The sequence below is a fragment of the uncultured Moraxella sp. genome (genome assembly GCF_945873075.1).
Classification (GTDB): domain Bacteria; phylum Pseudomonadota; class Gammaproteobacteria; order Pseudomonadales; family Moraxellaceae; genus Moraxella.
The window spans coordinates 1-17417 of the sequence record NZ_CAMCBS010000021.1 but is presented as its reverse complement, the minus strand read 5'-3'; the positions used below and the strand labels follow the sequence as shown (position 1 = coordinate 17417).

15 protein-coding genes and 1 pseudogene are annotated in these 17417 nt (G+C 45.3%); 5 read left to right on the top strand and 11 right to left on the bottom strand.

From position 1 onward, the window contains the following. Window positions 1-16 precede the first annotated feature (16 nt). From Q0N89_RS07670 to lipB, 3 genes are all read right to left on the bottom strand, one after another. Window positions 17-1642, bottom strand: a complete 1626-nt coding sequence (locus Q0N89_RS07670; RefSeq protein WP_294035072.1) for a phospholipase D family protein — start codon at window positions 1640-1642, stop codon at window positions 17-19. Between the two features lie 223 nt (window positions 1643-1865). Next, a complete protein-coding gene (locus tag Q0N89_RS07665) occupies window positions 1866-2396 on the bottom strand; it encodes an inorganic diphosphatase (RefSeq protein ID WP_078253846.1) in 531 nt (176 codons plus the stop codon). Window positions 2397-2431: 35 nt separating this feature from the next. Continuing rightward, a complete protein-coding gene (lipB, locus tag Q0N89_RS07660) occupies window positions 2432-3061 on the bottom strand; it encodes a lipoyl(octanoyl) transferase LipB (protein WP_294035109.1) in 630 nt (209 codons plus the stop codon). Window positions 3062-3458: 397 nt separating this feature from the next. Here lipB and pncB point away from each other — a divergent pair, with 397 nt between their 5' ends. Together pncB and yghU are read left to right on the top strand one after the other, a co-directional pair. Next, the gene (gene pncB, locus Q0N89_RS07655) at window positions 3459-4682 is read left to right on the top strand and encodes a nicotinate phosphoribosyltransferase (protein WP_294035069.1); all 1224 of its coding nucleotides are present in this window, start codon (window positions 3459-3461) and stop codon (window positions 4680-4682) included. 244 nt (window positions 4683-4926) lie between these two features. Continuing rightward, on the top strand, window positions 4927-5736 hold the full coding sequence (yghU, locus tag Q0N89_RS07650; protein ID WP_294035067.1) for a glutathione-dependent disulfide-bond oxidoreductase: 810 nt from the start codon (window positions 4927-4929) through the stop codon (window positions 5734-5736). Between the two features lie 143 nt (window positions 5737-5879). Here the strand turns inward: yghU and Q0N89_RS07645 are convergent, their stop codons facing one another. The 8 genes from Q0N89_RS07645 to Q0N89_RS07610 all read right to left on the bottom strand — a co-directional run bounded on the left by Q0N89_RS07645 (window position 5880) and on the right by Q0N89_RS07610 (window position 13978). Continuing rightward, entirely contained in the window at window positions 5880-6653 is a 774-nt protein-coding gene (locus Q0N89_RS07645) for a MipA/OmpV family protein (protein WP_294035065.1), read from the bottom strand. Window positions 6654-7098: 445 nt separating this feature from the next. After that, the gene (locus tag Q0N89_RS07640; RefSeq protein WP_294035063.1) at window positions 7099-7956 is read right to left on the bottom strand and encodes a hypothetical protein; all 858 of its coding nucleotides are present in this window, start codon (window positions 7954-7956) and stop codon (window positions 7099-7101) included. Between the two features lie 190 nt (window positions 7957-8146). Then, complete coding sequence (locus tag Q0N89_RS07635; protein WP_294035061.1) at window positions 8147-9328, bottom strand: acetyl-CoA C-acetyltransferase; 1182 nt, start codon at window positions 9326-9328, stop codon at window positions 8147-8149. Between the two features lie 28 nt (window positions 9329-9356). Next, window positions 9357-9986: a CoA transferase subunit B gene (locus tag Q0N89_RS07630; protein ID WP_294035059.1), complete on the bottom strand. Its 630-nt coding sequence runs from the start codon at window positions 9984-9986 to the stop codon at window positions 9357-9359. 39 nt (window positions 9987-10025) lie between these two features. After that, window positions 10026-10724: a CoA transferase subunit A gene (locus tag Q0N89_RS07625; RefSeq protein WP_294035057.1), complete on the bottom strand. Its 699-nt coding sequence runs from the start codon at window positions 10722-10724 to the stop codon at window positions 10026-10028. Between the two features lie 203 nt (window positions 10725-10927). Beyond that, entirely contained in the window at window positions 10928-12250 is a 1323-nt protein-coding gene (locus Q0N89_RS07620; protein ID WP_294035055.1) for a TRAP transporter large permease, read from the bottom strand. Window positions 12251-12269: 19 nt separating this feature from the next. Next, complete coding sequence (locus Q0N89_RS07615; protein WP_294035053.1) at window positions 12270-12806, bottom strand: TRAP transporter small permease; 537 nt, start codon at window positions 12804-12806, stop codon at window positions 12270-12272. A gap of 59 nt (window positions 12807-12865) precedes the next feature. Further along, on the bottom strand, window positions 12866-13978 hold the full coding sequence (locus tag Q0N89_RS07610; RefSeq protein ID WP_294035051.1) for a TRAP transporter substrate-binding protein: 1113 nt from the start codon (window positions 13976-13978) through the stop codon (window positions 12866-12868). A 240-nt stretch (window positions 13979-14218) separates the two neighbouring features. Between Q0N89_RS07610 and Q0N89_RS07605 the strand changes: the two genes are divergently transcribed. From Q0N89_RS07605 to Q0N89_RS07595, 3 genes and pseudogenes are all read left to right on the top strand, one after another. Next, window positions 14219-15901, top strand: a complete 1683-nt coding sequence (locus tag Q0N89_RS07605) for an arylsulfatase (RefSeq protein WP_294035049.1) — start codon at window positions 14219-14221, stop codon at window positions 15899-15901. Window positions 15902-15948: 47 nt separating this feature from the next. Next, window positions 15949-16905: an anaerobic sulfatase maturase gene (locus Q0N89_RS07600; RefSeq protein ID WP_294035047.1), complete on the top strand. Its 957-nt coding sequence runs from the start codon at window positions 15949-15951 to the stop codon at window positions 16903-16905. A 24-nt stretch (window positions 16906-16929) separates the two neighbouring features. Further along, window positions 16930-17148: pseudogene (locus Q0N89_RS07595) on the top strand (SPASM domain-containing protein); the annotation flags it as partial. Window positions 17149-17417 lie beyond the last annotated feature (269 nt).

The window sequence follows — 17417 nt, the reverse complement described above, 5'->3', positions numbered from 1 at the left end:
AAAAGCCTAAAAAACTTCACAATAAGCCATCAATCGGTAACAAGCCAAGCATCACGATGCCAGCACGATCCTTAAGATTGGTATTGGGTTCATTGCGATAAATGGTCGGTGTGCCGTCATTGATCGTATGCCATCGTATCAAGCCACGATCATCAAGCTCAAGTTTATAGGCTTGCTGAATCAGTGATGGGCTATTTTGGAGTGCTTGATGTAGCTGTGTCGCCAGCGCTTGATCATAGATGAGTACGCCAAGCTCAGTGTTGATATTGGCGGATCTAGGGTCGATGTTATATGAGCCAATGAATACAAAGCGATCATCGACTGCAAAGGCTTTGGCATGCAGGCTTGTGGTGGTCAGCTGTTTGGTACGCCAAAATTTATTGTCATTATCAGCATCATTGGTGGCGGTGGATTTGACTTCAAATAGATTCACGCCTGCCATCAGCAGTGGTTTGCGCCAATGGGCATAGCCGGAATGGACGACGCCGACATCGGTGGCGTCGAACGAATTGGTCAAGATGCTGATTTTGACGCCATCATTAGCAAGCTTAATGAGTGTGTCTGTGCCATCTTTGGTTGGCACAAAATAAGATGAAATCACTGAAAAATTTGCCTTAGGTCGCCCGATGACTCGCTGCAGCTGTGCCACCAGATGCTGATCGGCGGTGGCTTTGGCACGAGTCAGTTTCTCAACGGGATCAACGAATAGGCGTACTTTCGTCCAGCGAAAGGGCAGTCGTTTTTGGATCAGATCATCGGCGATGGTCGATGACTGTACGGCTTGGCGATAGCGACGCACGGCACGTTCACTACTGCTTGCACTCTGGCTGTGATTAAGATCATCCCATACGGCAGGGCTTAGTAATTCTGTTGTCGGCTGGTAGGATTTTTTTACCAGTGTTTCGATATCATAAGCCAGTGGTGATGCCCAATACTCTTCAAAGCTGTTTGTGACATCTTTGACTACCGAGCCAAGCAGCATGACATCAAGATCGGCAAAATTATTCACCGTATTATTATTCAGATATTCATTACCGATATTGCGTCCGCCGATGATGCTGATGCGATTATCAAAGGTCATGCTTTTGTTGTGCATACGAGCATTGATACGCATAGGATTGGACAGATAATTGACGGTGCGGATTTTGCGATTTGCCATTGGATTCATTAGGCGTACTGCGACATTGGGGTGCTCGGCAAAGCGTAGCAGGATCTGATCAAGCGACTCAGAGCTGTTCATATCATCGAGTAGTAGGCGCACCTTGACACCCCGTTCGGCAGCTTCCCATAGATCTTTGAGCATCAGCTGACCTGCTTCATCATTGTGCCAAATATAGTATTGGATATCGATGGTCTGACTTGCCAAATCACTCAAAATACTACGAGCAGCAAAGGCATTGGCGCCTGTGGCGATTGGATAATAGCCTGATAAATTCGGGTGGTTTTCGGTTTGGGCTGCGATGCTATCGCCAAGCTTGGTGGCACTATAGTGGCGTGTATCTTGTAGTCGCAGCTGGGACTGTAGAGTCAGCGCTTCACTGTTTGGCAGATGTGGCGTGCTTGGCAGACTTTGGCAGGCTGACAATAATAGAGCCAATAGCCCTGAGCCAATCAAGGTGATGATGTGTGGTTTTGAATGCACTGATAAGACCTATTGAGATGAAAATTGGCTTATCATAACAAGCTTTTTGGGTTTTGGCATTAGCATTTTTTGCTAAATTTTGTGAATGGTTTGGTTTTTGCCAACCATCAGGGCATTGGCAAATTAAGTCGGTTAAAAATCAAGCAAATTAAAAACCCAAGCCAAACACACCGAAGGGTCTTTGACTTGGGCTTTGGGTTGGCTCTAAGCCATCAGTGATGGATTACAGCTCTTTCCAGCGTTTTTGACTCTCTTTAATGACTTCTTTTGCGACATCCACACCAAAGAAACCTTCAACTTTGGTTGTGCCTGCTTTTTTCAGATCTTTATAGTGATTAAAATGGAACTCAAGCTGTTTGATCAGCTGAGCAGGTAGATCTTCTAGGCTGTTATAAGCATTGCCGTTGTTGCGGTCGTCAGCTGGTACGACGATGATTTTGTCATCAACTTCGCCATCATCAACAAACTTCATCACGCCAATGACTTTGGCTTGCAAAAAGATACCTGTGGTCAATGGCTGCTCGGTGATGATCAGTGCATCTAGCTCGTCGCCATCTTCGTCTAGTGTCTGTGGGATAAAGCCATAGTTGCAAGGCTTGGCAAATGCAACTGGCTCAACACGGTCAAGCTCAAAGCAAGCCAATTTGCGGTTCCATTCGATTTTGTGGTTTGAACCGGTTGGAATCTCAACAACTACATTGATGATACCGCCATCAACATCGCCTGCGTCCAAGATTTGGTTAAAATCTGCCATACTATACTCCAAATAAAAAAGAAATTTTGGCTATTTTACTCGTCTATCGCCCGAAGTGCAACCAATCCTTGATGGCGAGCACGAATATTTTTGATAAATTTTGCAATAAATTCGCTGACTTGGCTGTCGTCAAACAGTCCATAGCTTGCCAATTTTGCCATTGGCATACCTGCATAGCCACACGGATTGATGGCATTAAACGCGGACAAATCATTCACCAGATTAATCGCCACGCCATGATAGCTAAAGCCATGTTTAATCTTAAAGCCAAGACTAGCGATTTTGCCAAGCATATCGCCATCATGATTGTAGATATACACGCCCGGCGCATCACGGCGAGCTTTGGCGATGAGTGAGTCGGGCAGATAGTCGCTCACCACATCTTCGATGGCTTGCTCGGCATGACTGACCAAATCACGCACGCCCATATCAAGCGTCCGTAAATCAAACAGCCAATACACCACCAACTGTCCACGCCCATGCCAAGTCACCTGACCGCCACGGTCGGTCTTGATAATCGGGGTATCCGTGTGATACAAGATGTGTTCAGGCTTGCCTGCTTGACCTAGCGTATAGACATCTTGATGCTCGACAATCCACAGCTCATCAGGGTGGGTGATGTTGGCTTTTTTGTCTTCGATACGCTCTAGGGTGCGTGTCAGCATGGCATCATGGGTGGTGTTGTATTCGGCATCATCAAACAGGCGAATGACAAATGTATCATCGCCAAGTGCGCTTAATGCTTGATATTGAGAAGGGGTGATGGTACTCATGGTGTACTCATATGATTGACAGATTTCAAATTGCCACCATAATAAGGGCAACGGCTTAAATATGCAATATACTTTGCCAAATACTGCACAAATACTTTGCTCCATGCCATGCCAAATACTACGCCAAATACTACGCCAAATGGTGTCCAAAATTGTCCGCAAACACGGTCAGATGACACTATTTTTCAAACAAATGTGCAAGATTTATTTATAAAACCCTGCAAAATTGGCAAAATTATAGTATCATGATACTTTTATTCTTATCATAAAAAAGGGATGGCTTAGGGTTATGACCACAGCAACTGCCCCGATTATCACATCGCTACTGGATAATGATTTATATAAATTCACCATGCTGCAAGCGATGCTACATCAATTCCCCCAGACGCATGGCGTGTATCGCTTTCGCTGTCGCAACAATGACGAAACTGTCTATCCGCTGAGCGAAATCAAACAAGACCTTGAAACACAGCTCGATTATCTGTGTCAGCTCCGCTTTAGCCAAGATGAGCTTGATTATCTGCGTAGTCTTAGATTTATCAAGTCTGATTTTGTCGATTATTTAGAATTATTTGCACTTAAGCGTCGCTTTATCACCGTCTGGGTCGATGATGATAATCATCTAAACATTGACATCGAAGGTCCGATGATTCAGGCGATGTTCTTTGAAATCTTTGTGCTGTGTATCGTCAGTGAGCTGTATTATTCACGCCTGCCGACAGATGCACTGCTTGCCGAAGGTCAGCACCGCTTGAATGATAAGGTCAAGGCACTGCATGAGTACCAAGCCAAGCAACTGGCGGACGGCTCTTATGATGAGACGCCGTTTATTGTGGCGGATTTTGGCACACGCCGCCGATTTAGTAAGGCTTGGCAGTATCATGTGGTTGAGACATTATCTAAAGCGTGCCCTGAGATTGTGCGTGGTACTTCCAATGTCTATCTTGCCAAAAAACTTGGCATCACGCCGATTGGCACGATGGCGCATGAGTTTATGCAGGCGTTTCAGGCACTTGATGTACGCCTAAGAGATAGCCAAAAGGCGGCGCTTGAGTGCTGGGTGCGTGAGTATCGTGGCGATTTGGGTATTGCCCTGACTGATGTGGTGGGGATGGATGCGTTTTTGCGTGATTTTGATTTGTATTTTGCCAAGCTGTTTGACGGACTGCGTCATGACAGTGGCGACCCGTATGAATGGGGTGATAAGGCAATCAATCATTATCACAAGCTAAAAATCGACCCAAAAACCAAGAGTCTGACATTCAGCGATGGCTTGACGCTACAAAAGGCGTGGGATTTGCATCAATATTTTAAAGGACGAATTAAGACAGGCTTCGGTATCGGCACCAATCTCACCAATGATATGGGGGCAACACAGCTTAATATCGTGCTAAAACTGGTGGCGTGTAATGGTCAGCCGGTCGCCAAGCTATCCGACAGCCCGGGCAAGACGATGATTGAAGACGATACTTATTTGGCGTATCTTAAGCAAGTGTTTGAAATTAAAGAATGATTGGCTGATAGACCATCGGTCATCAACGATAATTGCAATCTTAATACCACTGATAACTTTGTGAATCGGTGGTATTTTTATGTGCTATTGGTTTGTGCATGATATTTGACTTGGGTGGTTGTGGCAGATTTGCAATTTTTTCATCAAGGTTTTAATGATAGCTTATGATATCGCATAAAGAGTTGCGCAAATGATGGGTATGCTGTAGGATAAGAGTGGCAATCAAATGAAATAAGGATAAATCATGACAGCTTACACACCACCAGTCGTTTGGGATTATGAAAGCGTCAAAGCCAAAGCGGGCGGTAAATTTGGCGGGACGAACCGTCCAACCGCAGGGGCGACGCACGAACAAAAGCTACCAATTGGCGATGCGCCATATCAGCTGTATTCGCTCAACACGCCCAACGGCATTAAGGTGAATATTTTATTAGAAGAATTAAAATCTCTTGGCAAAATCACAGGCTATGATGCGTACAAAATTAACATCATGAACGGTGATCAATTTGGCTCAGATTTTGTCAAAATCAACCCAAATTCCAAGATTCCTGCCTTGCTTGACTGTACACAGACGCCGCCTGTGCCTGTATTTGAAAGTGGGGCGATTTTGCTGTATTTGGCAGAAAAGTATCAAGCCTTTATGCCAAGCGATTTGACCAAAAAGGCCGAGCTGTACTCATGGCTGATGTGGCAGATGAGTTCTGCACCGTTTGTTGGCGGTGGCTTTGGGCATTTTTATGCGTATGCGCCTTATGCGATGGAATATCCGATTGATCGCTATGCGATGGAAACTAAGCGTCAGTTAGATTTGCTAAATAAACACCTAGAAAATTGCAATTACATTTTGGGCGATGAGTATAGCATTGCTGATATGGCAATTTATCCGTGGTACGGCAGATTGTGCTTGGGTGAGTTGTATGTAAGCGAGCAATATGATGCCGCTAAGTTCCTTGCGGTGCATGAATATACCCACATTATCCGCTGGGCAAAGATGATGGCTGACAAGCCGACGGTGCAAACTGTGCAAACGCTTGAGCTGCTGTCGATTGATTAGTAAATTTAATCCGATGTAGCCAAATTATCCAAGCCGAACCATAAAACAGCAGGGTGATAATAGGGCGAGTTGGCTTATGTTGAACAAAATAAAAGGGCGATCAACTGTAAACGCCCTTTTATTTTTTTAATTAAATTAACCAATCAAAAGGTATAATTCACACCGAATCGAGTCTTGGAATCCACTGAACCATCGGTCAATGGGCTGTCTTTTTGGGTGGATGATAGCCATTCGACTCGCTGATTGCCAAAAACGCTAAAATGATCGTTAATCTTATAAGTAGCAGTCGCAGCAACAAATGGCATCACGCCTGATTTGGCATCATACTGTACGATGCCTGTACGAGCACTTTCGTCAGCTGACACGCCGTAGTAGTACTGGTTGTAATCTTTGCTTTGCCATACGGCACCAATTTCTGGATAAATGGTCAGTTTATCTTTATTGAATTTGGACAGGTGTGATAAGCTGACGGTTTGGCCATCATGACGGCTTAGCACATCGGTGGTGGCTTTGATTTTGAAACCGCCATACGGTGTGATATGCATATAGCTGGCGTGTGCAAGCACCGACCAATCACGCTTATCAAGATTTTTCATCGCGGCGTCATCGGCATCATCTGGGCGAAACTCACGACCGTCGTAGCTTAGGCCGATACGGACTTGGTCGTTTGAATCTTTGTATGGATAAAAGCCAGCTTCAGCACCTTCGATGTACAAGCGATTATTATCAAATGAGCCGACAGGAAAATAGCTGATGTTATTGTCCGCTTTATAGGCAGTGGCGTTGTAGGTGGCGCTGACACCAAGTGTTAAGCGGGCGTCTTTGTTGATGGGTAATTGGCTGTCTGGACTGACGCTTGCCAAAGGTAGCAATGCCAATGCCATGACGGATTTGAATGGTGTTGATTGTGGGCGCATAAAAACTCCGCTGAATTTGAGTGTCTGTTGGTTATTATAAAACAAATTTGCCATCAGCGTGCGAGAATTTCACGATAATTGTACAAAGTGCACAAATTCAATGAGAGCTTGGAACAAGTTGGGCTGTATGACCATCAACAGTGATTGGATTGAGCTGTGATTATGGTGATAAGTTGCCAACGGCTGACAAATTTATGCCAAATTTGCTTGGGGCTTTTACTCCAAGTCCGATTGCTTATACTTCGCATAATGTATATTATGTTAAATGATATGAAATGCACCATTACTTCATATTCTATTTTATAAGTGATTGAAATATATAGAAAATAATTTGAACCATGATTTCTTGATTTATCTATGCACTCTTTGTTTTGATGAATTGATTTGATGTTATATTTGGGCGCAAGTTTGTTTAACCACACCCCAATCCATCCGACAAAACTGGTTAGAGTTTACTAGCCCAAGGACTAAAATCAAACCGAGTATACTCTTGATCTTTTTGAGTAAACACATGCAAAAAATATTCATCTAACATGGCTTGAGGATGGGTAATCTCATAAAGACCATCAATAAAATCACCATCTTTTACCCAAAAAACTCGATGATCATAATGGTAACACATGAGTATCAAATCATACTCTTGCGGATCTTCATTTGGCTTACGGCAATCTATCATCACCCTTAGATTGGGAAAGCCCTTTGTTCTGTATTTTTCTTGTTTTTCAATATCTTCAATTTCAATATCAATAAAGGTATAAGGAATTTTTTTAATCAAACTTTCAATCGCTTGTTTGGCTTTTTTGCGTGAGTTGGGTAAGTATAGGTCAAATGACTTCCAACGACTATATGGGTCTCCTATTAGCATAGTACCATTTATATCATTTTCCGAATAAGACAGCACAATTCCACCAAATGCCTTGAGCCAGCCATCTTTTAAATAGTCTGGTAGCCAGTCGTAATAATCCTCACTTGGGTTAGTTAAAAAGTAAATTCTTTGGTTTAGTTCAAAGAACGATGATAAGAATAATCTATTGTCAATTAATTGATACCAATACATAATTAGCTGATAATACAAATCATTTAAAATTAAATAATCATAAGTTTTAGGATAGTAATCCTTTAATGCACTAATAGATTGTTTAAAATCAAAATTTAGTTTATTAATATGATAGTCATAGACATATTCAATTTTATTAATATATTCTATCTCTTTTTTCTTTATATCAGAAACAGAACTTATAGTGTATTCAACCACTTTATTTAAGATATCTTGGTTTAGTTTGTCTTTTGTATAGATAGGCATAGTCTATTCCAATGATGTGATGCAATGTTTATAAACTTCCTTGTGTGGTTTGTCAATAGCACTTTGAATGTTTTGATATTTCTTTTGCAGTGCATTTCTAAATCATCAACAATAACAAAAGCATCTTGAAAATCGATTCAAGATGCTAAGATGCCAAGATGCTTTTGTGTGTTATGTATTTTACTGGCAATCAAACTCGCTCAATCGCCATCGCCAGACCCATACCGCCACCGACGCACAAAGTAGCGACGCCTTTGGATTTGCTACTCTGGATCAGCTCATGCACGAGCGTCACTAGGATGCGACAGCCTGATGCGCCAATCGGATGGCCGATGGCAATCGCTCCACCATTGACATTCACTCGCTCGCTAGGCAGATTCAGCTCTTTGGCGACGCCGAGTGCTTGAGCGGCAAAGGCTTCATTGGCTTCATACAGATCCACATCATCCACCTGCCACCCTGCCTTATCCAGTACCGATTTGACCGCCGATACTGGGCCAAGTCCCATCACTTCAGGCTCGACACCTGTGGCTGAGTATGAGACGATTTTTGCCAAGATGGGCAGTCCAAGTGCTTCAGCTCGGCTTTGTTTCATCAGCATCACAGCGGCTGCGCCATCATTAATCCCTGATGCATTGCCTGCGGTGACCGTGCCGTCTTTTTTGAATGCTGGACGCAATTTGGTAAGTCCATCTAGGCTTGTGTTTGGTTTGATGTATTCATCACGATCGACGATGATGGGCTTGCCTGTTCTTTGTGGTACAGATACTGCACTGATTTCATTGATAAATTTACCATTGGCGGCAGCTTGGGCAGCTTTTTGTTGGGATGCGAGTGCAAATTCATCTTGGGCGGTGCGGTCGATACCTAGCCGCTCGGCGATATTTTCAGCGGTGATGCCCATGTGATAGCCGTGATAGACATCAGTCAAGCCATCAGCGACCATGCTGTCGGTCAGATTGCCATTACCCATTTTGATGCCGTCACGCAGATGGATGAAATGCGGGCTTTGGCTCATCGACTCTTGACCACCTGCGATGACGATGTCGCTATCACCGCACAAGATGGCTTGCACGCCCATTTGCACGGCTTTTAGACCCGAGCCACAGACGACATTGACCGTCGTGGCAGGTGTCTGTACGGGCAAGCCTGCAAAGATGGAGGCTTGACGGGCAGGATTTTGCCCCACGCCTGTGGTTAGCACATTGCCCATGATGACTTCGCTCACTGCATCAGGACTGACGCCCGTCTCGGCGAGTAAATCACTGATCACAGCTGAGCCAAGCTTTGGCGCAGGCACGCTTGATAATGAACCCAAAAATGAACCCACCGCCGTTCGCTTGGCGGCGACGATGACGACTGCATCTGTCATGATATCTCCTTATCTTTAGTTTCCTAATTTATTGTAAAATTTGTACGCCTGTTTTGCTTTGTAATTCATCAAAAGTCACGCCATCGGCAAGCTCAACCAGTGTCAGCCCGCCATCGGTGACATCAAGCACCCCAAGGTCAGTGATGATGCGATGTACGACTTTTTTGCCGGTCAAAGGTAGATCACAGCTTGGCTTGATTTTAAATGAGCCATCTTTGGCGGTGTGCTCCATCAGCACAATCACCCGTTGCACGCCTGCGACCAAGTCCATCGCCCCGCCCATGCCCTTGACCATCTTACCAGGGATCATCCAGTTGGCAAGATCGCCCTGCTCGCTGACTTCCATCGCACCCAAGATTGCCAAATTTACCTTACCACCACGAATCATGGCAAATGACTGACTGCTACCAAAGAAGCTTGCACCAGCTTGTGCGGTGACGGTTTGTTTACCTGCGTTAATCAAATCAGCATCGATTTCATCTTCGGTGGGAAATGCCCCAATGCCAAGCAGTCCATTTTCGGACTGTAGCATGACATTGACACCATCGGGGATGTAGTTGGCGACCAGTGTCGGCAGTCCGATGCCCAAATTGACATAAAAGCCGTCTTGCAATTCGGTGGCGGCACGCTGCGCCATCTGTTCACGAGTCCAAGCCATCGTTTTCTCCTTATTCTTTAAAATTATTTATGATGTTAATTATACTTTTGAAACAGTGCGCTGTTCAATGCGTTTTTCGGGATTGGCGTTCACCACGATGCGATGCACATAAATGCCCGGCAGATGGATGCTGTCAGGGTCAATCTCGCCGACTTCGACAAGTTCTTCGACTTCGACCACAGTGATTTTACCTGCGGTGGCGACATCGGGGTTGAAGTTGCGAGCGGTTTTACGGAACACAAGATTACCTACTTTATCCGCCTTATATGCCTTGACCAGTGCCACATCAGCGGTCAGCGAGCGCTCCATCACATACTCTTCGCCATCAAATTCACGCACTTCTTTGCCTTCGGCGACCGATGTACCCACGCCCGTTTTGGTAAAAAATGCCGGAATCCCTGCCCCGCCTGCCCGAAGTTTCTCCGCCAACGTGCCTTGTGGGGTCAGCTCCACTTCCAGCTCCCCTGATAAAAATTGGCGTTCAAATTCCTTGTTTTCGCCAACATAAGACGCAATCATTTTTTTGATTTGGCGAGTTTGCAAAAGCAGTCCAAGCCCAAAATCGTCCACGCCTGCGTTGTTACTGATACAAGTTAGCCCCGCCACACCGCTATCACGCAAGGCGGCAATCAAGCTTTCGGGGATGCCGCATAGCCCAAAGCCACCGACGGCGATGGTTTGGTGGTCTGCCACGATATCGGCGAGTGCGGATTTGGCATCTGAATATACTTTACTCATAATCATTCCTTAGGTTGAGTTGAAATTGAAATTAAGCCATAAACATAAAAGCTGTATGGATGGATATCTCCAAATATGCTAATTCTATCCGTTTTGTCATCAATTATCTTAAGTGGGTGATATTTTTGCAACAGTATTACATAAATCACGATGGTTTTGAAGTCCAATTTATCAGAATCAGCTCAAAACCATCTGTTCTACTGTTAATTCAACACATGAACCAACCACAGCGCCATCGATGGCATAAACACCAGTGCCACGATACGGATCAAATCCGAGCATAAGAATGGCAACACGCCTTTATAGGTTTCTTTCATTGAGACATTTTTTGCCATGCTGTTGATGATGAAAATATTCATACCCACAGGCGGTGTGATCAGTCCGATTTCGACAACCATCAAGGCCAGTACACCAAACCAAATCGCCTTATCCGTTGGGTCCAATCCCCAAAAATCCATGCCCATGATGATAGGAAAAAACACAGGGATAGTCAATAGAATCATCGACAAGCTATCCATCACACAGCCAAGCACGATATAGATGATGATCATCGCAAATAGCACGGTCAAAGGTGTTAAGCCGCTGTTGATGACCCATTCAGCTAGGCTAATTGGCATCTGTGATAGTGCAAAAAATGCGTTCAAGACATCAGCACCCAATAGGATCAAAAAGATCATCGCCGTCGATGCTGCTGTGTCATACAGTGCATTCATCAGACCTGACAGATTCATTTCTTTGGTAATAAAGGCTAAGATACCGACAGCGACCGTACCGATGGCAGCAGCTTCAGTTGGGGTGAATAGACCGCCATAGATACCACCGATGACCAGCACAAACACCGCAATCACAGGCCAGACGCCCTTAAGTAGCGTAATGCGCTCACCCCAGCTCATGCGTGGCATCGCAGGTCCACTGTTTGGCACGAGTCGTACATAGATGGCGATGGCGAGCATGTAGCCAAGCATGGCGATGATACCAGGGATCAGTGATGCCATAAACATTGCTGAGACATTTTGTTCGGTCAAAACGGCATAGATGACAAGTACCACCGATGGTGGGATCAAAATTCCAAGCGTACCCCCTGCTGCCAGTGCACCTGTAGATAGCGCATCTGAGTAATTGGCGCGCTTAAGCTCAGGCAGTGCCACTTGACCCATGGTCGCTGCTGTCGCTAGCGATGAGCCACAAATCGCCCCAAAGCCAGCACAAGCACCGACTGCACTGATGGCAGCACCACCACGATAATGCCCCAAAAACGCATTGGCAGACTGGAACAGGCGCTTGGATAAGCCGCCACGAGATGCGATATTGCCCATCAATAAGAATAGTGGCACGACTGATAAATCATACACCGAAAAACGAGCAAATGGCATTCCTTTTAGGTAGCTTAATAGTGGATACCACCCTGCAATCATCACATAGCCAGTCACGCCAGCCATCAGCATGGCGATGCCGATATGAATACGAAAAACCAATAACAAGATGGTAAAAGCACCCATCCCAAGTCCGATAATCATTGGATCCATAATATTCCATCCTTAGTTATTATTTGGCGTAGCCATCATAGTTGCTGATAAATTGCCAAGCGGTGTATAACGCCGTCAAAGCCAATAAGAAAAATCCTGGGGCGATGGTCATATGGGCGATCCATTCAGGCATGCCTAGGATCATCGTCGTGGTGCCGTGCTTGATGGCATCGATTGCGCCAAAATAACTGCGCCACATGAGCATCACAGCAAATAGCGCCAATAGCAAAGCTGCAAAAATATCAAACACACGGCGCAAACTTTTTGGTGCTTTTAGGGTAAAAAAGTCCACGATGACATGCGCTTTTTTCATTTGACCATAAGGCAAGAATGCCGCAATCGCCCAAGAACAGCCAAGCTGTACCAGCTCCACATCGCCTTTAATCGGTGTCGAAAATAAAGCACGACCGATGACACTTGCGGTAGCGACTAAGCAAATCAGCACCAATACGATGACGCCACCAAAAGCGGATAGCTTTGACCAACCCATCAAAAATCGTCCGATGGCATCTTTGGGTGTGTCGTCTTGTACTTGGGTTTCAAAAAATTCAGCCATAATTATCTCTCATCCTGATGATTGTAGTATTATCCGACCAGCTTAACTGCGGCTAAGGCTCAATTGCTTGTCGTTTGGGTTTGTGCTGCGCCATTCGTGGTTTGATTTTCTTTATCCAGTTTGGCTTGGGCGATCAGTTCTTTGGCACGATTGACGATGGCTTGACCATCATAGCCTTTGGCATTCATCTCAGCGATCCAGTCGGTCTCGACTTGCTTGGCGGCTTCTTGGATGCGTGCCACTTCATCGGATGCGATCTGGTTGATCGGATTGCCGTTATCGGTGATTTTTTGGCGTGCTGTGGTGATTTGCTCATCCCATGTGCGCCCAAGCTTTTGGGAGAAATTGGCACCAGTATTGTCGTCGATGATTTTTTTGAGCTTGGGTGGCAGTGCTTCGTATTTGTATTTATTCATCGCAATGGTGAACAGCGCACTGTACAACACAGGATCTGGTGCATTGATTTCACTGGCATAGCGAGCGACTTCTTGTAGCTTGATTGTTGGGATCACTTCCCAAGGCAGCACGACACCATCGACCACGCCTTTTGAGACCGAATCAGTCAGTGCTGGCATTGGGACGCTCACTGGAGTTGCACCCAGTGCTTCGACCATTTTGTTGGTCAAGCGAGTCGGCGCACGCAGTTTTAGCCCTTTAAAATCTTCGATCTTGGTGATGGGACGGCGGTTATTTAGAATTTGACCACGGTCATGCACATTAAATGCCAATGGCTTAACCATCGAAAATTCGTCTTGGGCAAACTCTTGATAAATCTGCCACGCCACACGGCTGCTGTACTCGCCATCGATGGTCATAAATGGTAGCTCCATCACTTCCATGATCGGAAAGCGGCCTGGTGTATAGCCTGGCAGTGTAAAGACGATGTCGGCGATGCCATCTTGGGCAAGATCCATCAGCTGTGCAGGCGTGCCACCAAGCTGCATGGCAGGATATAGCTGACAGGTCATCTGTCCGCCTGACTGTTCAGTGATGGTGGCGCACCACGGCTCAAGCACCTGTTTTTGGCTCATGGCGGTGGCTGGCCAAAAATGCGCCACACGCAAGATGACACGCTCATTTTCACCGATCGGTGATGGCTTTGGCAGTCTGTCTTCGGTGCATCCTGCTAAGATCATGACACCTGCGATCATTGATAGTGTTTTTAGCTTCATGCTAACTCTCCTACACCCTATGCCTTACTTGGCACCTATTTAGTATGAATGGATGTGCTTATTAAACCTGTTTTGACCAGAAATTAACAGCGGTATTTTCTGATTTATTTATACAAATTCATGATAAATTGATCGGATTTTCGGCGGTACAATAATGTCATCACAAGCGAATTATTATGCGATATTAGCATAATTTGATCATTGTGATGGATATTTTCTTCAAATTCAAAGGAATGTACCATGTCAAGTCTTTTTAAAGCTGCCAAGCATCCACTATCGTTAGCTTTGGCGATTGCCTTAGGTGGTGTTACACTGCCTGCTTATGCCAAACAAGCATCACCGAACATTTTGGTCATCATGGCTGATGACCTAGGCTGGTCAGACATTGCCCCTTATGGTGGTGAGATTCAGACACCATATTTGGATGAGCTTGCCAAAGAAGGTGTCGGCTTTACCAATTTCTTTGTATCGCCGTACTCGTCCCCATCTCGTGCGATGTTTTTGACTGGTGCTGATCCACATGAAGTTGGCTTGGGTAATATCTACGAGCTTAATACGCCAGAGCAGGCGGCGGCACCCAATTATGTTGGACACTTAACAAATAACGCCACCACCATCGCCCAAAGATTCAAAAGCGCAGGCTATCACACTGTCTTATCAGGTAAGTGGCATCTGGGCAAAGCTATTGAACACCAACCGAATGCTTGGGGTTTTGATGACTCATTTGCACTACTAAATGGCGAAGCGAATAACTATCGCTATCAAGACCGCCAAGATTCACCAGATGGGCGAGATTTATACAGTCATAATGGTGCTGATGTGCAGCTACCCGAAGGAGTGTTTTCGACTGATTTTTATACCGATTATCTTTTGGAAAGTTTGTCAAAGCAGCCAAAAGATCAGCCATTTTTTGCCTTTTTGGCTTATACTGCACCACATTCACCCTTGCAAGCGCCGCAAGCCTATGTTGATAAATACCAAGATTTTTATCACGATGGGCCGCAAGCACTTGCCGATCGGCGATTTGATCGCTTAAAAGCCAAAGGACTGGTGTCAAAAGATGCCGTCGCTTATCCGCTTATTGCAACCCCTGATTGGCAAAGCCTAAGCGATGATCAGCGAGCTGTGGAGACCAAGCGAATGCAGCTGTATGCAGCAATGGTGGATAATATGGATTATAATATTGGCCGTGTTATCAGTCACTTAAAAGACAGCGGTCAATATGATGATACGGTTATTGTCTTTTTATCGGACAATGGGGCGGCAGGCGCATCTCGTGAAGCATCCCAAAAATGGGGCAGCTGGATTCGTGCTTCTCGCGATAATGTCTTGTCAAATATGGGTCAGTCCAATAGTTATGTTTCGACAGGTCAAGCATGGGCGCAAGCATCAATGTCACCTTTTGCGCATTTCAAAGGATTTACGACTGATGGTGGCATTCGATCGCCACTTATCATCAAAGCGCCAACTGCCAAAGCTGGCAGTATTGAAGGTCGCTATAGCACCCTAAAAGATTTGGCACCCACCCTATTGGATCTGGCAGGTGTTTCAAAAGCAACTGCACCAAACAAAACACCCCTAACAGGCATGAGTCTCAATGACCGTCTAATCGCACCATCAGCGCAGCTACAAGGGCCGATCCGTGCTGAGTCACTTGAGATGCGAGGCCATCGTCAGGTGCGCCAAGGGAATTTTAAGGCGGTCTATACTGGTACGCTGCCAGCAGGCCTACCGATTGATCAGCTTGATGCCGGTCAATGGAAACTGTATGATGTCCATGCTGATCCTGGCGAGACGACGAACATAGCCAAAGATCATCCAGAAGTTTTGGCAGCCATGATTCAGCAGTATGTCAAGTATTCTGACGCTGTTAAAGTGGTGGAGATCGGCCCAATCAACCCACAGGTATCTGACTCAAAATGACAAAAAATACTCAAACGCAAAAGCAATCTGATGTTTTTGCGTTTCATATGATGATCAAACCAAGCGGCTCACAGTGCAATATCGACTGTGAGTATTGCTTTTATTTGCATAAAGAAAATCTACTCAATCAGCCCAAATCACCACGCATGAATGAGGATATGCTTGAGCAGCATATCATCCAGTATATCAACGCACAGACTGCTGATGAGGTGGTGTTCACTTGGCAAGGTGGTGAGCCAACTTTGATGGGTTTGGCATTTTTCAAAAAAGCTGTCGAACTGCAAAAACGCCACGCCAAGCCCAATCAACGAATCTTAAACGATCTTCAAACCAATGGGCTGCTGCTTGATGATGAATGGTGTCAATTTTTAAAGGCAGAAAATTTCTTGGTTGGCATCTCCATTGATGGCCCAAAGCCACTGCATGACAAGCTTCGAGTCACCAAAAACGGCAAGCCAACCTTTGACTATGTCAAAAAAGCCATCAACCTTTTGCATCATCACCAAACCCCCTTTCATGCGCTGTGCGTGGTAAATCATTATAATGCCCAAGAGCCACTTGCGGTATATCGATTTTTGCGTGATGAAGTGCGTCCACGCATGATTCAGTTTTTGAGTGCTGTTGCACCTGTGGATTATGACACTAAAGCGACTCAGTATATGCGCGCAACGACTGACGAGATGGCACACCGTATCCATACCAGCGCTCACTCTGTCACGGATTGGTCGGTGACGGCAGATGATTGGGGGCGGTTTTTGGTGACAGTTTGGCAAGAGTGGCTGGCCAATGACTACGGCAAGGTGTTTATTGATCAGTTTGAAAATACCATCTCACAAGCCTTTGGCATGGGTGCTCAAAAATGCACCACTGCACCGATTTGCGGCAAGGCATTGGCGATTGAGCATAATGGAGATGTGTATAGTTGTGATCACTTCGTATATCCAGAGTATCGTCTGGGTAATATCGCCACTACGGATGAAGCCAATCTTGCTTTTAGTCGGTAGCAAGCCAGTTTTGGCTATGCTAAGCACTTGAATCTGCCCAGCGATTGTAAGCAATGCCAATTTTTGAAACTGTGCTGGGGCGAATGTCCAAAAAACCGCTTCATTGCAGACAGTGATGGCACACACCGTCTTAATTATCTGTGTACAGGACTTAAGGCGTATTTTACACAAGTGGCAAAAGATCTACCCGTCATTCACAAGCGGCTAATCCAAGCCAAAGCGTTCCATCAAGCACAATGCTAAGCACACACTGACCAATGCTCAGCTCATCAGTGGTTTCATTGTCATTGATGAGCTAATTTTATGTTAGTAGTCGATGGTTTGGCAGCTGTTGAAAGTCGCACTATATGAAAAAAATTGACCATCACCCAAGCGATGGTCAATTGGTTTGGCAAGAAAGCTGATTTAGATGGCTTTCACCGTATTCTCAATCGTGCCAAAGATGTTATTACCTGCCTTATCAAACATCTCCACACGCACCACATCACCACCTTTCATAAATGGCGTCTGTG

What these genes read in the sequence shown, in the direction of transcription:
- Q0N89_RS07665 (WP_078253846.1), bottom strand. Translation starts at nt 2,396, where the DNA reads ATGGCAGATTTTAACCAAATCTTGGACGCAGGCGATGTTGATGGCGGT.
- lipB (WP_294035109.1), bottom strand. Translation starts at nt 3,061, where the DNA reads ATGCTGACACGCACCCTAGAGCGTATCGAAGACAAAAAAGCCAACATC.
- pncB (WP_294035069.1), top strand. Translation starts at nt 3,459, where the DNA reads ATGACCACAGCAACTGCCCCGATTATCACATCGCTACTGGATAATGAT.
- yghU (WP_294035067.1), top strand. Translation starts at nt 4,927, where the DNA reads ATGACAGCTTACACACCACCAGTCGTTTGGGATTATGAAAGCGTCAAA.
- Q0N89_RS07645 (WP_294035065.1), bottom strand. Translation starts at nt 6,653, where the DNA reads ATGCGCCCACAATCAACACCATTCAAATCCGTCATGGCATTGGCATTG.
- Q0N89_RS07640 (WP_294035063.1), bottom strand. Translation starts at nt 7,956, where the DNA reads ATGCCTATCTATACAAAAGACAAACTAAACCAAGATATCTTAAATAAA.
- Q0N89_RS07635 (WP_294035061.1), bottom strand. Translation starts at nt 9,328, where the DNA reads ATGACAGATGCAGTCGTCATCGTCGCCGCCAAGCGAACGGCGGTGGGT.
- Q0N89_RS07630 (WP_294035059.1), bottom strand. Translation starts at nt 9,986, where the DNA reads ATGGCTTGGACTCGTGAACAGATGGCGCAGCGTGCCGCCACCGAATTG.
- Q0N89_RS07625 (WP_294035057.1), bottom strand. Translation starts at nt 10,724, where the DNA reads ATGAGTAAAGTATATTCAGATGCCAAATCCGCACTCGCCGATATCGTG.
- Q0N89_RS07620 (WP_294035055.1), bottom strand. Translation starts at nt 12,250, where the DNA reads ATGGATCCAATGATTATCGGACTTGGGATGGGTGCTTTTACCATCTTG.
- Q0N89_RS07615 (WP_294035053.1), bottom strand. Translation starts at nt 12,806, where the DNA reads ATGGCTGAATTTTTTGAAACCCAAGTACAAGACGACACACCCAAAGAT.
- Q0N89_RS07610 (WP_294035051.1), bottom strand. Translation starts at nt 13,978, where the DNA reads ATGAAGCTAAAAACACTATCAATGATCGCAGGTGTCATGATCTTAGCA.
- Q0N89_RS07605 (WP_294035049.1), top strand. Translation starts at nt 14,219, where the DNA reads ATGTCAAGTCTTTTTAAAGCTGCCAAGCATCCACTATCGTTAGCTTTG.
- Q0N89_RS07600 (WP_294035047.1), top strand. Translation starts at nt 15,949, where the DNA reads ATGATGATCAAACCAAGCGGCTCACAGTGCAATATCGACTGTGAGTAT.